The 22,007-nt window shown below is 68.4% G+C and carries 23 protein-coding genes; 11 read left to right on the top strand and 12 right to left on the bottom strand.

All coding sequences use genetic code 11. The annotated features are described in order from the left end of the window. Positions 1-128: 128 nt before the first annotated feature. The 3 genes from DT074_RS12605 to DT074_RS12595 form a co-directional block, all read right to left on the bottom strand. Positions 129-1,859 (bottom strand): ABC transporter ATP-binding protein/permease, encoded by a 1,731-nt coding sequence (locus tag DT074_RS12605; protein ID WP_119420211.1) that lies wholly within the window; start codon positions 1,857-1,859, stop codon positions 129-131. A gap of 96 nt (positions 1,860-1,955) precedes the next feature. Continuing rightward, a complete protein-coding gene (locus DT074_RS12600) occupies positions 1,956-2,726 on the bottom strand; it encodes a pseudouridine synthase (RefSeq protein ID WP_119420210.1) in 771 nt (256 codons plus the stop codon). Continuing rightward, the gene (locus tag DT074_RS12595) at positions 2,723-4,981 is read right to left on the bottom strand and encodes a mechanosensitive ion channel domain-containing protein (protein ID WP_119420209.1); all 2,259 of its coding nucleotides are present in this window, start codon (positions 4,979-4,981) and stop codon (positions 2,723-2,725) included. The genes DT074_RS12600 and DT074_RS12595 overlap by 4 nt, the downstream gene beginning before the upstream one ends. A 166-nt stretch (positions 4,982-5,147) precedes the next feature. Here DT074_RS12595 and DT074_RS12590 point away from each other — a divergent pair, with 166 nt between their 5' ends. Further along, positions 5,148-5,789: a flavin reductase family protein gene (locus DT074_RS12590; protein ID WP_119420208.1), complete on the top strand. Its 642-nt coding sequence runs from the start codon at positions 5,148-5,150 to the stop codon at positions 5,787-5,789. A gap of 3 nt (positions 5,790-5,792) precedes the next feature. Here DT074_RS12590 and DT074_RS12585 read toward each other — a convergent pair whose 3' ends face one another. From DT074_RS12585 to DT074_RS12570, 4 genes are all read right to left on the bottom strand, one after another. Next, positions 5,793-6,224: a hypothetical protein gene (locus DT074_RS12585; RefSeq protein WP_119420207.1), complete on the bottom strand. Its 432-nt coding sequence runs from the start codon at positions 6,222-6,224 to the stop codon at positions 5,793-5,795. Between the two features lie 6 nt (positions 6,225-6,230). Next, positions 6,231-7,574 (bottom strand): sulfite oxidase, encoded by a 1,344-nt coding sequence (locus DT074_RS12580; RefSeq protein ID WP_119420206.1) that lies wholly within the window; start codon positions 7,572-7,574, stop codon positions 6,231-6,233. Between the two features lie 91 nt (positions 7,575-7,665). Continuing rightward, positions 7,666-8,415, bottom strand: a complete 750-nt coding sequence (locus DT074_RS12575) for a hypothetical protein (protein WP_119420205.1) — start codon at positions 8,413-8,415, stop codon at positions 7,666-7,668. Further along, on the bottom strand, positions 8,405-8,911 hold the full coding sequence (locus tag DT074_RS12570; protein ID WP_368744635.1) for an RNA polymerase sigma factor: 507 nt from the start codon (positions 8,909-8,911) through the stop codon (positions 8,405-8,407). The genes DT074_RS12575 and DT074_RS12570 overlap by 11 nt, the downstream gene beginning before the upstream one ends. A 109-nt stretch (positions 8,912-9,020) precedes the next feature. Here DT074_RS12570 and DT074_RS12565 point away from each other — a divergent pair, with 109 nt between their 5' ends. Next, a complete protein-coding gene (locus DT074_RS12565) occupies positions 9,021-9,374 on the top strand; it encodes a DUF6152 family protein (protein WP_119420204.1) in 354 nt (117 codons plus the stop codon). An 8-nt stretch (positions 9,375-9,382) separates the two neighbouring features. Next, entirely contained in the window at positions 9,383-9,877 is a 495-nt protein-coding gene (locus DT074_RS12560; RefSeq protein WP_119420203.1) for a DUF6644 family protein, read from the top strand. Here DT074_RS12560 and DT074_RS12555 read toward each other — a convergent pair. Next, on the bottom strand, positions 9,874-11,184 hold the full coding sequence (locus DT074_RS12555) for a tetratricopeptide repeat protein (RefSeq protein ID WP_119420202.1): 1,311 nt from the start codon (positions 11,182-11,184) through the stop codon (positions 9,874-9,876). The two genes, DT074_RS12560 and DT074_RS12555, sit on opposite strands and share 4 nt — an antisense overlap. 271 nt (positions 11,185-11,455) lie before the next feature. Here DT074_RS12555 and DT074_RS12550 point away from each other — a divergent pair, with 271 nt between their 5' ends. After that, positions 11,456-13,099 carry a 3-(methylthio)propionyl-CoA ligase gene (locus DT074_RS12550; RefSeq protein ID WP_119420201.1) on the top strand — a complete coding sequence of 548 codons (1,644 nt, stop codon included), beginning with the start codon at positions 11,456-11,458 and terminating at the stop codon, positions 13,097-13,099. A gap of 34 nt (positions 13,100-13,133) precedes the next feature. Next, positions 13,134-14,069, top strand: a complete 936-nt coding sequence (locus DT074_RS12545; protein WP_119420200.1) for an NAD(P)H-dependent flavin oxidoreductase — start codon at positions 13,134-13,136, stop codon at positions 14,067-14,069. Positions 14,070-14,071: 2 nt separating this feature from the next. On the opposite strand, the gene DT074_RS12540 is transcribed toward DT074_RS12545, so the two are convergent. From DT074_RS12540 to DT074_RS12525, 4 genes are all read right to left on the bottom strand, one after another. Further along, positions 14,072-14,584 carry a PAS domain-containing protein gene (locus tag DT074_RS12540; RefSeq protein WP_162914860.1) on the bottom strand — a complete coding sequence of 171 codons (513 nt, stop codon included), beginning with the start codon at positions 14,582-14,584 and terminating at the stop codon, positions 14,072-14,074. A gap of 185 nt (positions 14,585-14,769) precedes the next feature. After that, positions 14,770-15,816 carry a threonine aldolase family protein gene (locus DT074_RS12535; RefSeq protein WP_119420198.1) on the bottom strand — a complete coding sequence of 349 codons (1,047 nt, stop codon included), beginning with the start codon at positions 15,814-15,816 and terminating at the stop codon, positions 14,770-14,772. Positions 15,817-15,820: 4 nt separating this feature from the next. Beyond that, positions 15,821-16,243, bottom strand: coding sequence for a M67 family metallopeptidase (locus DT074_RS12530; RefSeq protein WP_119420197.1), 423 nt, complete (start codon positions 16,241-16,243; stop codon positions 15,821-15,823). Then, complete coding sequence (locus tag DT074_RS12525; protein WP_162914859.1) at positions 16,240-16,629, bottom strand: hypothetical protein; 390 nt, start codon at positions 16,627-16,629, stop codon at positions 16,240-16,242. The genes DT074_RS12530 and DT074_RS12525 overlap by 4 nt, the downstream gene beginning before the upstream one ends. Between DT074_RS12525 and DT074_RS12520 the strand changes: the two genes are divergently transcribed. The 6 genes from DT074_RS12520 to DT074_RS12495 all read left to right on the top strand — a co-directional run bounded on the left by DT074_RS12520 (position 16,628) and on the right by DT074_RS12495 (position 22,006). Beyond that, entirely contained in the window at positions 16,628-17,626 is a 999-nt protein-coding gene (locus tag DT074_RS12520; protein ID WP_119420195.1) for an RluA family pseudouridine synthase, read from the top strand. The genes DT074_RS12525 and DT074_RS12520 overlap by 2 nt on opposite strands. Before the next feature lie 151 nt (positions 17,627-17,777). Beyond that, positions 17,778-18,683: an RNA polymerase sigma factor RpoH gene (gene rpoH, locus DT074_RS12515; RefSeq protein WP_119420194.1), complete on the top strand. Its 906-nt coding sequence runs from the start codon at positions 17,778-17,780 to the stop codon at positions 18,681-18,683. A gap of 15 nt (positions 18,684-18,698) precedes the next feature. After that, positions 18,699-19,316 carry a hypothetical protein gene (locus DT074_RS12510; RefSeq protein WP_119420193.1) on the top strand — a complete coding sequence of 206 codons (618 nt, stop codon included), beginning with the start codon at positions 18,699-18,701 and terminating at the stop codon, positions 19,314-19,316. After that, entirely contained in the window at positions 19,313-19,915 is a 603-nt protein-coding gene (locus DT074_RS12505; protein ID WP_119420192.1) for a hypothetical protein, read from the top strand. The genes DT074_RS12510 and DT074_RS12505 overlap by 4 nt, the downstream gene beginning before the upstream one ends. Positions 19,916-19,927: 12 nt before the next feature. Continuing rightward, entirely contained in the window at positions 19,928-20,668 is a 741-nt protein-coding gene (locus DT074_RS12500) for an aspartate/glutamate racemase family protein (RefSeq protein ID WP_119420191.1), read from the top strand. Between the two features lie 141 nt (positions 20,669-20,809). Next, positions 20,810-22,006 (top strand): efflux RND transporter periplasmic adaptor subunit, encoded by a 1,197-nt coding sequence (locus tag DT074_RS12495; protein ID WP_119420190.1) that lies wholly within the window; start codon positions 20,810-20,812, stop codon positions 22,004-22,006. Position 22,007 lies beyond the last annotated feature (1 nt).

Here is a 22,007-nt window from a genome sequence, read left to right as displayed (position 1 = left end):
CGGATTTCCCATAGCCCGACGGTACCGGTCGGGCCGCGCGGATCCAGGACGGATTCCCCGCACTCATGAAGCCCCGCGTTGCGGCCCCAGTGCCCCGCGGGGCTTCGCAGTTCAGGATCGCTATCGAACTAGACAGCGCTCGCGACCAGTTGGGGCGGCGTCGCTTCCGGATGCACTTCCAGGGCACGTTGGTGGAAGGTCGCGAGCGTCGGCCGATGCCCGATGCTGGCGATCATGGCCTGCGGCAGCCGCTCGCGCAGGCGCTCGTAAAGTCGTCGCTCCGTCGCTTCGTCGAGCGCCGAAGTCGCCTCGTCGAGGAACAGCCATTCCGGCCGGCGCAGGAAAGCGCGAGCGAGGGCGAGCCGCTGCTGCTCGCCGGGCGACAAGGTCTGCGCCCAGGGGCGTTCTTCCTTCAGGCGGTCGGCGAGCGGCGCCAGTTCGGCCGCGCGCAACGCTTCCTCCTTGGCCGCATCGTCGAACGCCGTCGGCGCGTCCGGATAGCAGAGCGCGTCCTCCAGCGTGCCGAGCGGCAGATAGGGCCGCTGCGGCAGGAACATCACGCGTTCGGTCTGGGGCAGCCGCACCTTGCCCTGGCCGAACGGCCAGATGCCGGCGAGCACACGGAACAAGGTCGACTTGCCGGAGCCGGACGGCCCGCGCACCAGCACGCGCTCGCCCGCCGCCAGATGTACATCGCGCGCCTGGTACAGCACGCGCCCGTCGGGCAGGCCGACATCCAGGCTCTCGACGGTGAGATCGGATCGAGGCTCGGATTCTCGCGTCACCATGCTCTCTGCCATGCGCGCCTCCGCCGCCGCGACGGCAAGGCGGAAGCCCGTCAACCGGTCGCACACGGCGCGCCAATCGGCGATGCTGGTATAGGAATCGATGATGTAGGACAGGGCCTGCCGCACCTGATCGAAGGCAGATGCAGTCTGCATCACGTCGCCGAGCTGCATCCGGCCGGAGAAATAGGCCGGCGACACCACGGCGAAGGGAAAGATGACGGCCGCCTGGTTGTAGCTCACGCGGGCAAGGCCGAGCTGCAGCTGGCGCACCATCAGGGCGTGGTAGTTGCGGATGACATTGCCGAACCGCTGCATCAGTCCGGCATGCTCGCGCGGCTCGCCAGCGGAGAGCGCCACCGCCTCCGCGTATTCGCGCAGGCGTGCCATGCCGAAGCGGAAATCGGCTTCGTAGCGCTCCTGCATGAAGTTCAGTCGGATCAGCGGCCGCCCGATCAGATGGATCAGCCACGTGCCGAGCATGGCGTAGAGGATTGCGGCCCACATGAGATAGCCGGGAACGGTGATCTCGAAGCCGAAGGCGGTGAAGTCCAGCGGCCCCGACAGGACCCAGAGCAGGGTCGCGAAGGAGGCAAGGCTGACGATCGCCGAGAGCAGGCCGAGCGAGAGCGTCAGGGTGAGGCTCACGAACTGGCGCAGGTCTTCGGCGATGCGCTGGTCGGGGTTGTCGTTGCCGTCGCCGACGAGCGGCGTCAGATAGTAGCTGCGGCTGCCGAGCCAGCCCGTCAGGTATCTGTCGGTCAGCCAGCTCCGCCAGCGGATCTGCAGCAGCTGCTGCAGGTAGATCGTGACCACGGCAACGACGATGAAGATCGCCGAGAGCACGGCGAAGTAGGCGAGAGCGCCGACGAAATCGTCCCAGTTCTTGTCTTGGAGCGCGTCATAGAAGGTCTTGTTCCAGTCGGTGAACAGAACGTTCAGGTAGACCTGTCCGAGGTTCAAGACGATGACCGCGGCGAGCAGGCCGGACGCCTTCCAGCGGTCCTCGGATGTCCAATATGGCTTGCAGAGTGCCCAGAAGGCACGCCAGTCGAACCGGCCGGTGGGGGCCATGGGGAAGCTCCGGGAGGCGCTCGGAAGATGGGCCGTTCTGTGCCGCCGCCGCGAAGCGCACAAGCTCCGGCACCTTAAAAGCACATTAAATTCGGCTCATGTGCCTGCCGCCTGGCTTCGGCGTGACGGTCGCTTCGCCTTTTGGCCGGTCTGATCGGCGATGACCCTGCCGGGAACCTCGTCGATGCCGCCGACCGGCAGGTGGCCGAGCTGGAACGGCCCGTAGGCGACGCGGATCAGCCGGCTGACCGTGAAGCCCAGATGCTCCATCGCCTTGCGCACTTCGCGGTTCTTGCCTTCCTTGAGCGCGACGGTGAGCCATGCATTGCTGCCGCTCGCGCTGTCGAGGCTGGCTTCGATCGGTCCGTAATGGATGCCTTCGACGGTGATGCCCTTGGCCAGCGCCGCCAGCTGCTTCGCCTCCGGCCGCCCATGCACGCGGACGCGGTAGCGCCGCACCCAGCCGGTCTCCGGCAGTTCCAGCCGGCGCGCCAGGGCGCCGTCATTGGTGAGCAGCAGCAGACCTTCGGAATTGAGGTCGAGTCGGCCGATCGAGATGACGCGCGGCAGCTGCTGGCGCAGCGCGTCGAACACGGTGCGCCGCCCTTGCGGGTCCTTGTGGGTGGTAACCAGGCCGGCCGGCTTGTGATAGCGCCAGAGGCGCGTACGCTCGGCCGGGCCGATGGGACGGCCGTCGACGACGATCGCCGCGTCCGGCCCGACGTTGAAAGCCGGCGTCTTCAGCACCTTGCCATCGACGGCAACACGGCCTTCCTCGATCAGGCGCTCCGCGTCGCGGCGCGAGCAGATGCCGGCGCGGGCGATGACCTTGGCGATTCGCTCGCCGGATTTGCCTTCCGCGGTCATGACGTCGCCGGCCTCTCCTCCGGCCGCTCGGGAATGATCGGTCCGGTGGGTCGACTTCCGCCAGCCGGGCGCATCTCGAGGCGGGCGGGTGGCGCCTTGCCGCCCTTGTCTTCGCCGAAATACAGCGTGACATGCGGGAAGGGGATTTCGATGCCGAGCTCGTCGAAGCGCTTCTTGATGCGACGATTCATTTCGCGGCCCACCGTCCACTGCCGGATCGGCGCCGTCTTGATCCGCGCCTTGATGATAACCGCCGAATCCGCGAAGGCATCGACCCCGACCACCTCCAGGGGCTCCAGGATCATGTAGCCGAAATTGGGGTCGGCCTGCAGCTCGGCGCCGATCTCCTTCAGCACCTTGACCACTTCGTCGGTGTCCTCGCGATAGGCGACGCCGAGGTCGAAGACATAGAACGAGAATTCCTTGGTCATGTTGGTGATCTGGTTGACCGCGCTGAACGGCACGATGTGCACGTTGCCGTTGAAATCGCGCAGCCGCATGGAGCGGATCGAGAGGCCTTCGACCAGGCCGGCATAATCGCCCGCCTTCACCACGTCGCCAACCGCCACCGAATCCTCGAACATGATGAAGGCGCCGGTGATCACGTCCTTGACCAGCGTCTGCGCGCCGAAGCCGATGGCGAGACCGGCGACGCCGGCGGTGGCGAGCAAGGGTGCGATGTTGACGCCGAATTCCGACAGCGCGATCAGCACCACCATGGTGGCGAGCACGACGAAGACCAGATTGCGCATCACCGGCAATAGGCTGCGCACGCGCGAGCTGCGGGCGAGCGGCTTGCCATCGGCGTCGGTCTTGGTGAGATAGCGCACGATCGCCGCGGACGTGCCCTCCCAGACCACGACTGCGAGCAGGGTGACGATGCCGATGGTGAACACCGCCTGGACGACTCGGCCGCCGAAGCCATGCTGCACCCAGCCGGCGACGTCCATGCCCCAGGCCGACAGGATGGCGACCGCCGCGGCGGCCCAGACGAGGCCGTGCAGCACATTCTGCATCACCGGCAGATAGCGGTTGGCGCGAGTCTCCAGGCCGGGGAAGCGCTGACGCAGGTCCTCGCGCACGGCGAACAGCCGCCCGCTGCCTCGGCGGATCGCCAAATTAACCGCCGTGGCGATCAGCAGGACCATGATGGTGAGGACGCTGCCGCGCAGCATGTAGGGGAAGCCGCCTTCGATCTCCAGCGCCCAGATGACGTAAAGGGCGACGGCGTAGATGATCGCGAGCGGATGCCAGATGTCGCCGACCCGGCGGCGCAGGCGGGCGAAGCGCCGCGGCGTCGCGTCTTCCGGCTGCGCCTCCGCCGCGATGAAATCGGCGACCGATGTCCGGTTCTGCAGGATCAGAAGGATGACCATGCCGAGTACGATCAGGCCGAGCACTTTGAGCACGGCGACATACCCGGCCTCCGGCAGGCCGAGCGGGCGCAGGGCCTCGGCGGTGAACCAACCGGCCGCCAGCACGATGATGAAGCGCCGGGCCCAGATGACGAGGTAGTGCGAGGTCTCCTCTCTCAGGCGGTGCAGCTTCGCCGCCGGGATCGGCGGGTTCAGCAACCAGTTCGCCAGCACCATGGCCATGGAGGCGAGCAGATAGGCATTGGCGATCGTGATGGCGACCAGGCGGGCGACACGCGGCGGATCCGCAGCGGCAAGCACGCCGTAAGCGCCCGCCGCGAAGGCCACCAGCGGCATCAGGTCCAGCACGATTGCCACCAGCACCAGGCCGGAGCGGGTGAGCCAGCCTTCATCGCCGCGCGGGAGGGCGGCACGTTGCGGCCGGCGCAGCAACAGGCGGGCGAGCCATTCCAGAATGAAGCCGGCGGCGAGCGCCAGCACCAGATACAGCGCCACCGCCTTCCAGCGCGCGATGGCAGCGGGGTCGTCGACTTGGCGTTGCAGCCAGCGCGAGATCTGCGGCGCGTCGCGCAGCGCCTCGGCGGCCGAGGCGACCGACTGGCTCGCCCGGGCGAGGCGGCGCGACAGGTCGGCGACGATGCCGGACCCGATCTCCTCATCCTCCTCGGGCGCTGCGGCCTGGCGCTGGGCAGCGATCAGGGCCTTGAGCTGGCCGACCAGCTTCTCGCGCGCGGCCGGATCCTCGATGGTGGTGACCAGGGCTTCCAGCTCCCCCGCCGTGGGCGCGGTCGCAGACGGTTCGGCGGCGCGAGACGGCGAGACGGCCGCCATCAGGAGAACGGCGAAAAAACAGAAAATCAGGGCGCGGGCTCGCGGCATGGCGGCTCCTCAAGTCATTGCCGGCGGCCGGTCCCGGGAACGGGGGCCGGCGAGGGGCGGGCACGATGGCGCGCGGGGGGCGCAGACTTGCATCATCCGCCGCTCGGGGGAAGCCCCGAATGCTGCTAGCCTGAGGTCAACGGGCCCGTCCGCCCGCGGAGGATGCATGCAGATCGACTATGCCAAGCTCACCACCCACGAGCGCTACAAGCTCCTGGTCTCAACCGTGGTTCCCCGCCCCATCGCGCTCGCCACCACGGTCGATCTGCAAGGGGTCGTCAACGCAGCGCCGTTCAGCTTCTTCAACGCGGTCTGCGACGAGCCGGCGGCGGTGATGATGTGCGTGAACGCGGTGCCCGGCGCGCTCAAGGATACGGCCCGCAATATCCGCGATACCGGCGAGTTCGTGGTCAACCTCGTGGACGAGGATATCGCGAACGCCATGAACATCTGCGCCGTCGATTTCCCGCCCGAGGTGGACGAGCTGAAAGAGGCCGGCCTCACCGCGGCTCCCTCGCTCAAGGTCCGGCCGCCCCGGATCGCGGAATCGCCGGTCAGTTTCGAATGCCGACGGTTGGCCAATCTCGAGCTCGGCATCGGTCGCAACCTGGTGGTGGGCGAGGTGCTGACGGCGCATATTCGCGACGAGCTGATCGATGCCGAGAAGCTGAGGGTCCATACCGAGAAGATGCGGCTGATCGGCCGCATGCACGGTACCGGCTGGTACGCGCGCACGACCGACCTGTTCGAGATGCCGCGCCTTTCGCTCGACGAGTTCCGCCAGCTGAAGGCGGCGGCAGAGGACTGATCGCTAGCGATTGGCGAAGGGATTGACCCAGCCGCGCTGCTGCTGGGCGCGCGGCGGGAAGACCGCCGCCAGATAGTCGAGAACCAGGCCGCGCGTGGCCGGATCGGGCTCCGGCATCTTGTGCTTCTCGACCATCCAGCTGACGGTGTCGTCCCATTGCTGGCGGCCCATGCCCTGCGCCTTGACCAGCGCCGTACCGTGACAGCCGGTGCAGAGATAGAACGCCTCGTCCCGCCCGTTGCCGTCGGGAAAGGCGTCCGGCGTCTCCTCCGTCGGACGGAATGCCGGCCCGGGCACGGCGGCGGGCGGCGCGGCGGCAACCGTCGCCGCGGGACGCGGCTTCGGCGGCGGCGCGCGGAGCATGCCCTGCTTGTCCAGCACGATCAGCGCCAGGACGAGCGCCAGCGCGCCGCCGATCACCTTGCCCCAGGTCATGTGGCGTCAGCTGGGGATCAGCAGCGCCACCCGGTGCATGGCATTGGCGCCATACCCTTGCGGGTTCCAGTTGCCGGCCAGATGCGGCTGCATCTTGCCGTTCTGGTCGGTGCCGCGCGCCCAGACTTCGTAGTAGCCCTCGCTCGGCACTTTGACCTTCGCCTGCCAGCGGTACCAGTCGTACCGATTGCGTGGCTGGGTCAGCTGGGTCGGCTGCCAGGTGGCGCCGAAATCGACCGAGATGTCGACTCGGCTGACGGCCACATCGCCGGCCCAAGCCTTGCCCCGTACGTTGAGCTCGCGCGTGCCGGCGGGAAGCTCGGTGCCATTCGCCGGGCTGGTGACGAGAGCGCGCACCGGCATCGATTCCAGCGAGCGGAAGTTCTTGTTGTCGGCCTTGCCGCCGGGAATCATCGGCTTGATGGCGACGCTGTAGGACGTGCCGCCCATGCCCGGGCCGTCATGCACCTTGTCGCGGACCCAGATGCGGTTCAGCCACTTGTTCGAGACGGAGCCCGGCCAGCCGGGAATGACAAGCCTGACCGGGAAGCCGTGCACGTTGGGCAGCGGCTCGCCGTTCATGCCCCAGACGATCAGGCTGTGCTCTTCCATCGCCTTGGCGATGGGGACGCCGCGCGAGGTGGTGAGCTTGCCGGGCTCGCCCGAGAGATGCGGGTCGGCGCTCATATGCCCGGTATGGACGGCGGTGGACTTCAATCCGGCCGCCTGCAGCACGTCGCGCAGCCGGACGCCGGTCCAACGCGCGCAGCCGACGCCGCCATTGGTCCATTGATTGCCGCGCGCCGGCGGATTGAACTGCGCCCGCCCGTTGCCGCCGCATTCCAACACCATGTAGGAGTCGACCGGCTGAAAGCGCTTCTTCAGATCGCCCAGCGTGATCTCCAGCGGGTTGTTCACCTCGCCGTCGATCGTCAGCTTCCAGGCATCGGGATCCTTGGGCGGCTCCGGCAGCCCGCCGTTGTTGCGGATAAAGAACTTGGAATTCGGCGTGGTGTCGTCGTCGAGATGGTGCTCGGGCGTCTCCGCCACCAGGGGCTTCTCGCCCAGGACGACCAGGACGTCCTGCTTGCCGTCGAATTTCAGGATCTTGGGGCCGGCCGGCGCCGCCCCCGGCGCGGCCTGGGCGAGGGCCTCCGGAATCATCCCGCCCGGCATCCGTCCGGCAAAGGGAATGGTGCCGCCGACAGCGGCGCCCATGGCGGCGAGGCCAGCGCCCTTCAGAAAGCCGCGCCGGCCGACCCCGGTCCTGCGCCCGAAGACGATCGCATCCGCTCGCTCGGGATCGTTCTCGTACAGCTCTTCGATGCTGCGCTCGGGTTTCCGCGCCATCCCTGCCTCCCCTTCATGGCCGCGCCGCCCGCCGGATGGGGGCGCGGATAGAGGTAAGACGGATGAGGTCCGCGATTTATTCCCTAGACCTCTATCCCAGGCAGGGCGCGCTCTGATCGCGCCCGGATTGCAGGGCGAGGCGGGTCGCATCGTCCGGCATGCGGCGCTCGATCGTCGCCTGTTCGAGGCTCGACGCGATGACGGCGAAGCGCGCGGCCGGCATGCCGGTGGCAATCGCCGCGTAGCTGTGGCCGCCATAGGACCAGCGGGCGATCAGGGCATCGCCCTGCCGCTCGTCACGCCGGGTCCGGACCTCGTCGTCCGGCGTGACCCAGAGGCTGACCCGGCAACCCCGGCTGCCGAGATAGCCGATATGCATCGTGTCCCCGGTCGCCGCGACATGGGCCACCCGGAGGCCGGCATCGGCCAGGTCCGGAATCTCGATCGCGCCGCGCTGGGCGGCGGCGATCACCGAATGCTCCGGCGCTGCCGCCCATCCGAGATGCGCCTGCAGGGCCTGATCGTCCGGGCGATCGAGCGTCCACCACGCCAGCATCGACACGGCAAGGGCCAGCACTGCCGCCGCCGCAAGGCCGGCCCGGCGGTAGCGCGGCCGGATCGCCGAGGCGGGCACGCTCGGCATCGCGATGCCGTCGATCTCGGCGGCGAACGCTTCCGCGGTCGCGACCCGCAAGCGGGCCAGGCTCGCCACCCGGCGCGCCAACTCCGCATCGGATGCGATGGCAGCGGCGACGGCGGCGTGTTCGCCGGGGCTGAGCTCACCATCGACATAGGCGTTCAATGTCACCCAGTCCGGCGACAGCGGCGGATCACCTGCCATGGCGCGTCCTCAATGGGTGCACCGTGGTTTCGCCGATCGCCGCCAGCATCGCGGCGCGGGCGCGGCTCAACCGGCTCATCACCGTGCCGGTCGGGACGCCGAGAAACTCGGCGGCTTCGGCATAGGTGAAGCCCGCGACATCGACCAGGACCAGGATCTCCCGCGCCTCGGGCCCAAGCGCGGCCAAACCCTGGCGCACGGTGATCGCAGCGATCCGGCTGTCGTCGACCGGCCAGGGAATGGGTGGCGGCGGCGCAGGCTCGCCAGCCTCCAGCCGCTCGCGGCGAAAAGCGTCGATGGCCGCATTGCGCAGGATGGCGAACAGCCAGGAACGGAAGGCGGCGGGCTCGCGCGGGATGTTGCGGGCGCCCAACGCGCGCAAAGCAGTCTCCTGCACCAGATCGCGCGCCCGCTCGGCGCCGCGCACCAGCGCCAGCGCATAGGCCGTCAGCTGCGGCAGCGTCGCAATCAGTCGCTCGCGGTCCTGCGGCGGCACGCGCTTACCCCATCGGTTGCTGCCACCATCAAGGCACAGCAGGTCGGTCTCGGCAACGGCCGACCAATGCGGCTATGATCCGAGCCATGACGGATCGGAGGCACGGATCATGCGCATGTTGCAGATCGGTCTGATCGCCACATTGGTCGGATTGGCCGCGGCGCCATCGACGGCGCATCACGGCTGGGGCAGTTACGATTCCAGCAAGGCGTTGACGCTGACCGGCAAGATCGCCGAGAGCACCTACCAGAATCCGCACGGCACGCTGAAGCTCGAGGCGCCGGGTAAGATGTGGACGGTCATCCTGGCGCCGCCATCGCGCATGGAGCTGCGCGGGCTGCCGCCCGCCATGCTGGCGCCGGGCAAGCAGGCGACGGTGGTCGGCTATGCCCACCGCAGCGAGACGGCCGAGCTGCGCGCCGAGCGCGTCACCATCGACGGCAAGACCGTCGAGCTTCGCTAGCCGCCGGGATGGAGCAAGAGGCGGCGAGCGCCGTCGCCTGGGCGCTGGCGCTGGAGCGCTCGGCCTTTGCCGCCGCGATCCGCGCCTCGATCTGGATCTATCCCGCTGCCAACGTGCTGCACGTGCTCGGTATCGCGCTGCTGTTCGGCAGCGTCGCGGTGTTCGACCTGCGCCTGCTCGGCGTGAACTGGGCGGGCAGACCGGCGGAGGCCGCGCTGCTTGCGCTGCCGCTGGCCCGAACCGGTCTGGCGATCGCGCTGCCGACCGGTTTCCTGCTGTTCAGCACGGAGGCCAGCGCCTACGTGGTGAACCCCATCTTCCAGGCCAAGTTCGCGGCCATCGTCATCGCCTTCCTGAACCTGGCGCTGTTCCACGCCGGCAGCTACCGGCGTATCGCGGGCTGGGGCGGCGAAGTGCCGGCGAGCGCCCGTCTCGCCGCCGGCATCTCGGTGCTCGCCTGGCTGGCCGCGGTGGTCTGCGGCCGTTTCGCCGCCTACGTTTAGGCGGCCTCGCGGTAGCGCAGCGCGAGCGGTGCCGGGTGGCGCTTCGCCGCGATGCGCTCGGCTGTCAGGTTGCGCAGCAGCCCGGTCTGCTTGTCGCGGCGCGCCGCCTCGATCAAGGTCAGGTCGAGCAGGTCGCGCTGGGCATGGCTGCCGCCGAAGCGGTTGGCGATCGGGCGCAGGTCGCGCAGCTGCTCCACAGTCTCGCCGTAGCGGCCGCGGCCGAAGGCACTGAGCGCCAGTGCGACCGGCAGGCCGACCTCGCGCACCATGGCCCGGTTGCTGCCGCCGCGATCGAGCGTGCGGCGCAGGCTTGCGAGCACCTTTTCGACCATGTCCTGCCGGCCGGCGCCGACAAAGGCCATCACCGCGTGCACGTCGTTGAAGGCATAGAGCCCGTCCTCGGCGACCGGCGCCCAGGCTTCGGCAAGCTCCTGCCAGCGGCTGCCGAGGTCGATGCCGCGCAGATACATCCGCCACAGCATGGCCGAGGCGTCGATCATGTCGAGCATGACGGTGGAGCGGGCCTGGCGGATCGGGCCGTCATAGAGGCGGAGCGCCTCGGCCTCCCGGTCCTCGTCCAGGTGATAGAGCGCGTAGTGCCACCAGTTGTGCACGCTGAAGAAGCTGTCGGTGGCCCAGTGGGTCTCGCGGCTCGCCATCCACTTGACGCCTTCGTCCCGCCGGCCTTCCATCTCCAGCACATGGGCGACGGCATGGTGGGCCCAGTTGTCGCGCGGCTCCAGTGCCAATGCGCTGCAGCCGATCTCCTCCGCCTTGCCGTACTGGCCGCATTCCTCGAGGCCGAAGGAGTACATGCCGAGCACGGCGTGGTAGCCGGGGTCGCTCGACCTCCAGGCATGCAGCACGCGGGCCACGCGATCGCGCAGGTTGCGCGCATCGCCGCGATAGAAGTCGAACAGATGCCCCATCTGCAACGCCAGCGCGTCGCGGGGATACCGCGTCAGGATATCCTCGAAGCGTGCTTCGGCGCGTTCGTACTCGCCTTCGATCAGGGCGTCGGCCGCGGCGATGTGGAGCTTCTCGCGCTCGTTCGCCGGAAGCCGCTTGGCCGCCGCGACCGCTTCCTTGGCCGCAGCCACGCCGGGTAACTCGGCGCCGGACAGGAAGAGATGCGCCTTCAGCAGATGCGCCATCGTAAAGGCCGGCGCCTCCGCGATGGCGGCATCGACGGTCTCGAAAGGATTGCCGATATAGCGCTGCAGCTCACCCACGGCCTTCTCATAGGACGAAAGCGCCGTCTCGGTGGCACCGGTGATCGCGTCGCCGCGATGGTCGGTACGGGTCATGTCGCATCTCCTGATTGGCGGCCGGCCCCGACGCCCGGCTTCGGGCACCATCGGTAATCATCGGCGCCGGCCGACGGTATGAACCCGTTCACATGGCCGCAGAATACCTCGTTCTGCGGCCTTCCGGGCCGCCCGCGGAAGCGGGCCGCGCCGCCGCCAGTCAGCGCCTCGGGGGCCGCCGGATTGCGGCGTTCGGCCCGCTTTGCGGTCTTCGGGCGGGCCGCTATAACCGCTGCAGACATACCAAATCCGTCTTACCGGGAGGAAGGCCATGCAAGGCCTGATGCAGAACGCGCCGCTCCTGATCTCGTCCTTGATCGAATATGCGGCGCTCTACCATGGCGACCGCGAGATCGTCTCCAAGACGGTCGAGGGGCCGATCCACCGCACCAACTACCGTGAGTTGAACCGGCGCGCCAAGCAGGTGGCCAATGCGCTGACCCGCCTCGGCGTCAAGCACGGCGATCGCATCGGTACCTTGGCCTGGAACGGCTACCGCCACATGGAGCTCTATTACGGCGTGTCGGGCATCGGCGCCGTGCTCCACACCATCAACCCGCGGCTGTTCCCGGAGCAGATCGAGTACATCGTCAACCACGCCGAGGATCAGTACATCTTCGTCGACCTGACCTTCGTGCCTCTGCTCGAAAAGCTCGCCCCGGCGCTGAAGCCGGTGAAGGGCTACATCGTCATGACCGACGAAGCCCATATGCAGAAGTGCACGCTGCCGAACGCGATCGCTTACGAGACGCTGATCGCCAGGGAGAGCGATGAGCTCACCTGGCCGGTCTTCGACGAGAACACCGCCTCGTCGCTCTGCTACACCTCGGGCACCACCGGCAATCCCAAGGGCGTGCTCTATTCGCACCGCTCCACGGTGCTGCATTCCTTCGCGGTCTGCATGAAGGACGTGCTCGGCGTCAATTCCGCCGACAGCATCCTCGTCATCGTGCCGCTGTTCCACGCCAATGCCTGGGGCATTCCCTATGGCGCCTGCATGTCGGGCGCCAAGCTGGTGCTGCCCGGCCAGCATCTCGACGGCAAGAGCGTCTACGAGCTGTTGTCGCAGGAGAAGGTCACCATGACGGCCGGCGTGCCGACCGTGTGGCTGATGCTGTTCGGCTATCTCGATCAGAACCCGGATGCGAAACTGCCGGACCTGCAGCGTGTCGTCATCGGCGGCTCCGCGGCGCCGCGCTCGATGATCGAGCGGTTCGAGAAGCAGTTCGGCGCCAGCACCATCCATGCCTGGGGCATGACAGAAATGAGCCCGCTCGGCACCACCGGCAACCTGCTGCCCAAGCATGCCGGAACGCCCTTCGACAAGCGGATCGACGTGCAGGTGAAGCAGGGCCGTGCTGTCTACGGCGTCGAGATGAAGATCATCGACGACGAGGGCAGGGAGCTGTCGCGCGACGGCAAGGCCTTCGGCGACCTGGTGGTGCGCGGGCCCTGGATCACCGCCGGCTATTTCAAGGGCGAGGGCGGCCAGATCCTGGACAAGGACAACTGGTTCAAGACCGGCGACGTCGCCACGCTCGATCCCGACGGCTACATGCAGATCACCGACCGCTCCAAGGACGTGATCAAGTCGGGCGGCGAGTGGATCTCCTCGATCGACCTGGAGAACGAGGCGGTCGGCCATCCGGCCGTCGCGGAGGCGGCGGTGATCGGCATAGCCCATCCGAAATGGCAGGAACGGCCGCTCCTCATCGTGGTGACGAAGAAGGACATGGATGTCAGCCGCGAGGACCTTCTCAAGTTCCTGGAAGGCCGCGTCGCCAAATGGTGGCTGCCGGACGATGTGGTGTTCGTGAAGGATCTGCCGCACACGGCGACCGGCAAGCTGCTCAAGACCAAGCTGCGCCAGGATTTCAAGGACTACCGCTTCCCCGGCGCCGACGCGGCGGAGTAGAGGTCGGCCACGCTACAAGAGGGAAGGGGACGAGATGAACCGGGTGCTGGCGCATACGGGGGTGCGCTATCCGATCGTGCAGGCGCCGATGGGGTGGATCGCGCGGTCGCAGCTCGCCAGCGCGGTCTCGAATGCCGGCGCGCTCGGCGTCATCGAGACCTCGTCGGGCGAGACCGAGGCCTGCGCCGCCGAGATGCGGAAGATGCGCGAGCTGACCGACAAGCCGTTCGCCGTCAACCTGCCGCTGCTGTTCCTGCGCGATGCGAAGATCGTCGACTATGTGATCGAGAGCGGGGTCAAGTTCGTCACCACCTCGGCGGGTTCGCCGGCCAAGCTGATCGGCCCGCTCAAGGGCGCCGGGCTGATCGTCTATCACGTGGTGCCGACGCTGGCGGCGGCGGTGAAGGCGGTCGATGCCGGCGTCGACGGCCTCGTCGTGGAGGGCGGCGAGGGCGGCGGCTTCAAGAATCCGGACGACGTCTCGACCCTGGTCCTGCTGCAGGCGGTGCGCGAGAAGGTCGACGTGCCGCTGATCGCCGCCGGCGGGATCTGCGACGGCCGCGGCATGGCGGCGGCCTTCGCGCTCGGCGCCGAAGGCATCCAGATGGGCACGCGCTTCGTTTCCTCTGCCGAGAGTCCGGTGCACGGCAATTACAAGCAAGCGATCGTCGATGCGCCGGATACCGGCACGGTGATGCTGAACCGCAAGGGCACGCCCTGCGTTCGCGCCTTGAAGACGCAGACGTCGCTGGCCTTTGCCGAGGCAGGCGTGATGGACCGCAGCGCCCTTAAGACCGTACGGGACCTTTATTTCGGCGGCGACATGGAGGCGTCGGTCGGCCTTGCCGGCCAGACCGCCGGGCTGATCCACGAGGTGCTGCCCGTGGCGGATATCATCCGGCATACCGTCGAGGGGTTTCACGCGATTCGCCGCGCGCAGGGCGAACGCTCGGCGGCGGGCGGATTCTGACGTCAGGCCGGGAGCGGGACGCGCTCCTTGCCGGCGGCCGCATGCGGCGTCGTACGGGCCATCCGCATGGGGTCGTCGAAATAGGCCAGCCCGCCGAGCAGCATGTCGATCTGCTCGCCGTCGCTGGAGAGCGGCAGCCACACCACTTCGTAGCCATATGCCGTGCCGTCGACGGTGCGCTGGCTGCGCGCGAAACACGGCCGCCGCGTCCTGACCAGATCGCGGCAGCGCTGCAGCAGCACGGCACGGTTCTCCTCGTCGGGAAGCTCGTCCACCATGCGACCGGTCATGTCATAGCGGGCGCGGAAGCTCAGCACCGATCCGTGCAGACGGAAGCGGAAGCGCTGCGGGCGCTCCAGCACGTCGATCAGCAGGACATGGCCGAGCGCGAAGGCGAACTCGCGCGGGTCGAGGTCGCGACGCGAGGGAAAATCCTGCCCGCGCCGCTTATCCTGCCAATAGGCGAACAGCCGCCTGAGATACGGCGTCTCGATGTCTTCGAGATCGCACTCCATCGGTTCCTCCGCGCCGCGATCCTGTCGCGGCCGAGGCCGGTAGGCCCAGCCTTGCTCGGGAATCTTGCAGGCTGTGCCTTTACGGGGAGTAAACGGAGCCTGACCCATCTGGCGCCTTGCATTGCCCGTAGCGGCAACGCTCCGACGTCAAACAAGTTCCTGACGCGATGGCGCTTTTCGCGTCGCTATTCGGCGGCGCGGCCGGCGACCGCCTGACCCGCAGCGGCCAGCACCCGGTCGACTTCCGCAGCGGTGGTCGACCAGGCCGTCACCAGCCGGATCAAGGTGCCGCCGGGCTCCCAGCGATGGAAACGCAGCCCGGCCGCCTCCAGGGCCTGGATCGTCGGCTCGGCCAGGTCGATGAAGACCTCGTTGGCCTCGACCGGCGTGTCGAGCCGGGCGCCCGGCAGCCGTGCGAGGCCTTCCGAGAGCCGACGGGCCATGGCATTGGCATGCGCCGCATTGCGCAGCCACAGATCCTGTTCCAGATAGGCGTCGAGCTGCGCCGACAGGAACCGCATCTTGGAGAACAGGTGCCCGGCGCGCTTGCGCCGGTACAGGAAATCCTCGGCCTTCGCCGGATCGAAGAACACCACCGCTTCGGCCGCCAGCGCGCCGTTCTTGGTCGCCCCGAACGACAAGATGTCCACACCGGCCTTCCAGGTGATCTCGGCCGGTGAGCAGCCGAGATGGGCGAGCGCATTGCCGAACCGTGCGCCGTCCATATGCAACGCCAGGCGATGCTTGCGGCAGACCTGGCCGATCGCGGCGACTTCCTCCGACCGATAGACAGCGCCGCGCTCGCTCGCCTGGGTGATCGAGACCGCCGCCGGCTGGGCGTGGTGCTGCACGCCGGCGCCGGCGCCGGCCAGCCGGCGATCGAGATCGGCGGCACTGAGCTTGGCGTGCGGGCCGTCGAGCAGCGCGAGCTTGGCGCCGCCGGTGAAGAATTCCGGCGCGCCGCATTCGTCCTGCTCGATATGGGATTCGCGATGCGCGTAGACGACGCCCCAGGGTGGCGCGATGGCGGCCAGCGCGAGCGAGTTCGCGGCCGTGCCGGTGGCGACCGGGAACACCGCCACCTCGCGCTCGAACAGCCGGCTGAACTTCGCCTGCAGGCCGAGACTGATCGGATCGGCGCCGTAGGAGGCGGCGGTGCCCTCGTTGGCACGGGCAATGGCGGCCATGATCTCCGGGCAGGCGCCGGCGGTATTGTCGCTGCGGAATTCCATCACGCTATCCGTTCAGTTCAAGTTCCTCGAAGCCGGCACCGTGCGGGCGGAAGGCACGCGTCACCGGCTCGGCCGGCGGCGCAATCCCGGTGACCAGCCAGAGCAGGTCCGGCTCATGGATCATGGCAGCATCGGCCGCCGAAGGCTCGGAGGAACCGTTCGGATGGCTATGCCAGACGCCGATGATGCGCTCCGCCGTGCCGCGCAACGCCACTTCCAGGCGGATGCGCGCGGCCGGATCGACTTCGAACCGGCGGCGCCGGTCGGCGGCGATGTTGGCGCACGGAATCAATCGGGTGATCGAAGGCGGATCGCCGGTGCCGACCAGGAGCGCGCAGGCTTCCTCCGGATAGGCCTGCCCGGCCCAGGCATCCAGGCGGGCACGATCGTCGGGACCCAGCGCCAGCGCCGGGCGCGCGCCCGTCATTCCGCGATCAGCTCGAAACTGCCGAGCTGCTGGCCGGTCAGCAGCGACAGCACGATCCACACCTCGTTGCCGCCGAGCAGGCGGGCGCGCAGGAACATCCGATCGCCGGTGATGCGGGTCTCGACCAGCCGGGCGCCCTGAGGCAGCTCAACCCGCCGCTCGCCGAAGATCGGCAAGGGGACGCCCGAACTGCGCTCGCCGTTGGTTTCGCTGCTCCCGTTGGCGGGCGCCGAAGCCGGCGCCGTCGTCAGCCGGGCCGGCGGCGGACCGGTATCCGACAGGCGCCGGAACACGGTCACCCCGATGACGCCGATGGAAGCGACGATGAGCAGGCCGAGGACGATGACGACCGCCTTCAGCATGCGTATGTTGGCTTGTGACTCCATGACCGATCCGCACCCTTCCGCTGCCGTTCATCGCGTGGCCGCGGAGCCGGCAGATGCGGGCGAACGGCTTGACCGGTTCCTCGCCCGCCGGCTCGGCGACATCTCTCCCGGCAACGCTCCCCTTCGCTCCGACGGTCTCGGGGCGCCGCTCTCTCGCGCGCGCCTGAAGGCGCTGATCGAGGCGGGCCATGTCGTCAAGGGCGCGGCGACCTTACGAGACCCCTCCCACAGGGTCAAACCGGGGGAATGCTTCGAGGTCGTGGTGCCGCCGCCGCTGCCGGCCACCCCACAAGGCCAGGAAATTCCATTAAAAATCGTTTACGAAGACCCGCATCTGGTGGTCGTCGACAAGCCGGCCGGCCTGGTCGTGCATCCCGCCCCCGGCAATCCCGACGGTACACTGGTGAATGCCCTGATTGCGCATTGCGGCGACGGGCTCTCCGGCATCGGCGGCGTGCGTCGACCTGGCATCGTGCACCGCCTGGACAAGGACACCTCCGGCCTGCTGGTCGCCGCCAAGTCCGACCAGGCGCATCAGGGGCTGGCCGCCTTGTTCGCGCGACACGACATCGACCGGGCCTATCGGGCCGTCGTCTGGGGCACGCTTCGCCCTCTGGTCGGCACCATCTCCGGCGCGATCGGCCGCGATGTCAGGCACCGCCAGCGCATGGCGGTGGTTAGTCAGGGCGGCCGCCATGCCGTCACCCACTACAAGGTGCTGCGCGCCCTCGGCGAGCGTGCCAGCCTGCTGGAATGCACCTTGGAAACCGGGCGCACGCACCAGATCCGGGTGCACCTCGCCCATCGCGGGCATCCGGTCGTCGGCGACCCGGTCTATGCGCGCGGCCGCAAGCCGCCGGTCGAGGGCTTTGCCCGGCAGGCCCTGCATGCCTGTCGGCTCGGTTTCCGGCATCCGGTCGGCGGAAAAATACTGAGTTTCGACAGTGACTTACCTGACGACATGCAGCGCCTCATTTCCGCCTTCGAGGCCCGTTAATCATAGCAGAGGAGGCGCCGGGTCCCTTGAACCCTGATCGGCTCGATACCATTTCAGCACTCGGCACCGGAGAGTGCCAAACGACCTGGCTTGAACTTTCGGCAGGTGGGGCGGCTTGTGCCTTCGGGGCAGGCCGTGGAAAGGTGGGTAGATGAGCAGCAGGGCGCTCGCGCTGACGATCGGGCCCGAAGGCGGGCTGGCGCGTTATCTGGATGAAATCCGCAAATTTCCCATCCTCGCGGCGGATGAGGAATTCATGCTGGCCAAGCGCTGGCGTGAGCATGGCGATACGGACGCGGCGCAACAGTTGGTGACCAGCCATCTGCGCCTGGTGGCCAAGATCGCCATGGGCTATCGGGGCTATGGCCTGCCGATCGGCGAGCTTATCTCCGAGGGCAATGTCGGCATGATGCAGGCGGTGAAGCGGTTCGATCCCGACAAGGGGTTTCGCCTCGCCACCTACGCCATGTGGTGGATCCGCGCCTCGATGCAGGAATACATCCTGCGCTCCTGGTCGCTGGTGAAGATGGGCACCACCGCGGCGCAGAAGAAGCTGTTCTTCAACCTGCGCCGAATGAAGGGCCAGCTGAAGCAGATCGACGAGGGCGACCTGCCGCTGGAGGCGGTGCAGAAGATCGCCAAGGATCTCGGCGTGCCCGAGGACGATGTGGTGCAGATGAACCGCCGCCTGGCGGCGCCGGATCATTCGCTGAATGCGCCGCTGCGCCAGGACGGCGATGCTGAGTGGCAGGACTGGCTGGTCGACGACACACCGAGCCAGGAAAATGTGCTGGCCGATCGGCAGGAGATGGACCAGCGCCGCCAGTTGCTCGAAGGCGCGATGGGCGGCCTGAACGAGCGCGAGCGTGACATCCTGCGCGAGCGGCGCCTGAAGGAAGAGCCGGCGACGCTCGAGGATCTGTCGAAGAAATACAGCATCAGCCGCGAGCGGGTGCGGCAGATCGAAGTGCGCGCGTTCGAGAAGCTGCAGCGCGCCATGCGTGCCGGCAATCGCCGCCTGGTCGACCTTCCCGGCGCCGGCGGCGCCACCGCCTGAATTCGCGCCGCGCCGATGCAGATCGAATCTCTGTCCAGGGCCGAACTCGAGGCAGCCTTGGCATGGATCGGCGGCGAGCTGCCCGGTCAGGCCGCGTCAGCGTGGCGCCGGATTGCCGGCAACCCGGCAAAGCAGCTCAACGACGGGATGGACACGCCGATGCACCGCGCCATCGCGTGCGATACCGCGGCGCGGCTCGGCATCGCCTTGATCGATGCCGCGCCGGTGGAGGCGTTCAGCTGGGACGGCGCTGCGATCCGCAGCCGTTCGGAAGCCAGCGTCGTGCTGCATGAAGTCGCGCATTGGCAGCTTTGCCCGGCCGCGCGGATCGGCCTGCCCGATTTCGGCCTCGGCGCCGGACCGGAGACGGGCCGCAAGGCGGAAGCCGATGCGGCGCGCGCCGTCGATCCGTTGACCGAGGTGAAGGAAGAACAGCGCGCCTCGCTGCTCGGCATCCTGTGGGAGGCGCATCTCGGCCTGCCGGCGCTCGGCGCCTTGCTGGAGCAGAACTGGCTGGAAGGCTGGAGGCGCGGTGCCGCGGCCAGACATTTCGGCGCCATCCTCGACGACCTCGCGTCCCTCCGCCTTGTTTCGCCCGAAGGGATGCCGTTCGCCCGGAGCATCCGCGCATGAACCGTCGTGCCTTCCTCGCCGGCTGCGCCCTCGCCGTGATCGCGCGTCCGGCCGCCGCCGTGCCGTTCCAATTGCCCCAGGTCGAATATGCCGCCGACCGCTATGTCGAGCAGGCCGACCGCTTCCAGAACATGCGCGTGCGCTACGCGCCGGGCATGGAGCGGCTGGAACTGCAGGGCAAGTCGGCCGGGGGCAATGTCGTGCTGCTGCGGCACGATCTCGGCAAGGCCTGGCTGGTGATGCCACGCATGTTCGCGCTCGCCGAGCTGCCGGGCGAGGTGCTGGCGCGCCTCGGCCAGGCGATCCAGGGCACCGATCTGAAGCCGATCGGCACCGAGACCCTGAACGGCATCGCTGCGGTGAAGCACCAGGCGACCGGCACGTTCACCGGCAATGTCTGGCTCAGCCGCAGCGGTATCCCACTCAGGCTCGACGGGCAGCGCCGCGCGGAAGGCGGCGCCCGGCGGTTGTTCCTGGAGCAGCGCAATGTCGCTCCCGGGCCCCAGGCCGCGGATCTGTTCGAGCCGCCGGCGGGCCTTGCGCGCATCCAGATGACCGATCCGTCCTGGCTCGCCCTCTTGAACGACATCATCGGCTAGGATCGGAGCCGCATGCGGCTCCTGCTGATCAACCCGAACACGACGCCCGCGATCACCGACCGGGTGCTGGCCGTGGCGCGCGCGGCGGCGAGCCCGGGCGTGAGGCTCGCGGCGGTGACCGGCCGGTTCGGCGGCCGCTATATCGCCGACCGCGCCACCTACGCCATCGCCGGGCATGCGGCGCTCGACGCGCTGGCATCTTATCCTGGGCGCTACGACGCGGTGGTCCTGGCCTGCTTCGGCGATCCGGGCCTGCTGGCCCTGAAGGAAGTATGTCCGCGGCCGGTGGTCGGCATGGCCGAGGCCTCGCTGGCCCTGGCGATCACCCTCGGCCGGCGGGTGGCGCTGGTGACCGGCGGCGAGGCCTGGGTGCCGATGCTGGAAGAGTTCGTTGCCGCGCAGGGGCTGAGCCACAGGCTGGCGGCGGTGCTGGCGGTGGCGCCCACCGGCGCCGATATCGCGCGCGATCCGGAGGGCTCCCTCGCGTTGCTGGCGGAGGCGGTTTCGGACGCGGTGCAACGGTGCGGCGCCGATGTGGTTGTCCTCGGGGGCGCCGGGCTGGCCGGTCTCGCGGCGCCCTTGGCGGCGCGGGTCGCCGTGCCGGTTCTGGACTCGGTCGTCTGCGCCATCCGCATGGCGGAAGCTGTGGCAGGACAGCCGAGAGGCCACCGGCCAGGCCACCGTGGCGGGGTGAAATCCACAGAGACCGTGGGGTTGTCGGCCCCTCTGCGCGATTTCCTGCGGCGGCGCTGACGCGCGGCTCTGCGCGTCGGCAACATGGCTGTGACATGCGTTGGGCGCGGGTCTCGCAGCGCGTTATCGATTGCGATCCCGCTTGCGATGCCGCGAAACCCTGGTAGTCCAGGGTAATATATTCTGGTCCGGGAGTTGCGGATGCGCCGAGCATTGTTCCGATTGTTGACGGCTGTCGGCGGCCTCTGCCTCTCGTCTCTGCTCCCTGCCGTTGCGGTTGCCCAGGGACCGGGCGGTCCGCCGCCGGTGACCGTGGCCAAGCCGGTGGTGAAGGAGATCGTCGAGCTCGACGAGTTCGTCGGCCGCTTCGACGCCTCGGGCTATGTCGAGGTGCGGGCGCGGGTCGACGGCTATCTCGAGGGCGTGAAGTTCACCGACGGCGCCATCGTCAAAGAAGGCGACCTGCTGTTCGTCATCGATCGCCGGCCCTATCAGGCCGCATTGAATCAGGTGCAGGCCAGCCTGGTGGCGCAGCAGACCCGGCTCGACTTCGCCAAGGCCGATTACGAGCGCTACGAGCGGCTGATGCGCACGGGCGTCGCCGCCGAGCGCACGATGGAGGAGAAGCGGCAGGCCTATCTGCAGGCCCAGGCCGACATTGCCGCCATCCGCGCCGAGATCGAGACCGCGCGCCTCAACCTCAGTTTCACCGAGATCCGCGCGCCGATCACCGGCCGCATCTCGCGCAAGCTGGTGACCGAAGGCAACCTGGTGCGGCAGAACGAAACGCTGCTCACCAGCATCGTCCAGCTCGATCCCATCTACTTCTACTTCGACATCGACGAGCGCTCGTTCCTCGCTTACCAGCGCATGGCGCTGCGCGGGACGCATGCGGCCAACGGGTCCGCCCTGCCGGTCAAGGTCAAGCTGACCGACGAGAAGGAGTTCACCCATCCGGGTACGCTCGATTTCGCCGACAACCGGCTGGACTCGGCGACCGGGACGATGCGGCTCCGCGCCGTGCTGCCGAACAAGAGCTTTTTCCTCACCCCGGGCCTGTTCGGCCTGATCGCCGTGCCGGGCAGTCCGAAATATCAGGCCGTTCTGGTGCCCGACGAGGCGATTCTGACCGATCTCGATCGCCGCTACGTCTATGTCGTCGGCGACGACGGGTCGGTGCGCCAGCAGCCGCTCCGCCTTGCCTCGCGTACCGACAATTACCGCATCGTGCGCGAAGGCCTGAAGGGCGATGAGACGATCGTCGTCAACGGCCTGCAGCGCGTCAGGCTCGGTGGCGGCAAGGTGACGCCGCAGATGGTGGCGCTGCCGCCGGTCTGGCAGGGCCTGATGGCGCTGTCGCCGCCCGGCGCCGCCGCCGACGCGGCACCGAAGCAGTGAC

Origin of the sequence: Desertibaculum subflavum (assembly GCA_003576705.1) — a bacterium.
Lineage (GTDB): Bacteria > Pseudomonadota > Alphaproteobacteria > Ferrovibrionales > Ferrovibrionaceae > Desertibaculum > Desertibaculum subflavum.
Note: the sequence above shows the minus strand (reverse complement) of the source record. Positions and strands in the feature narration are given on the sequence as shown.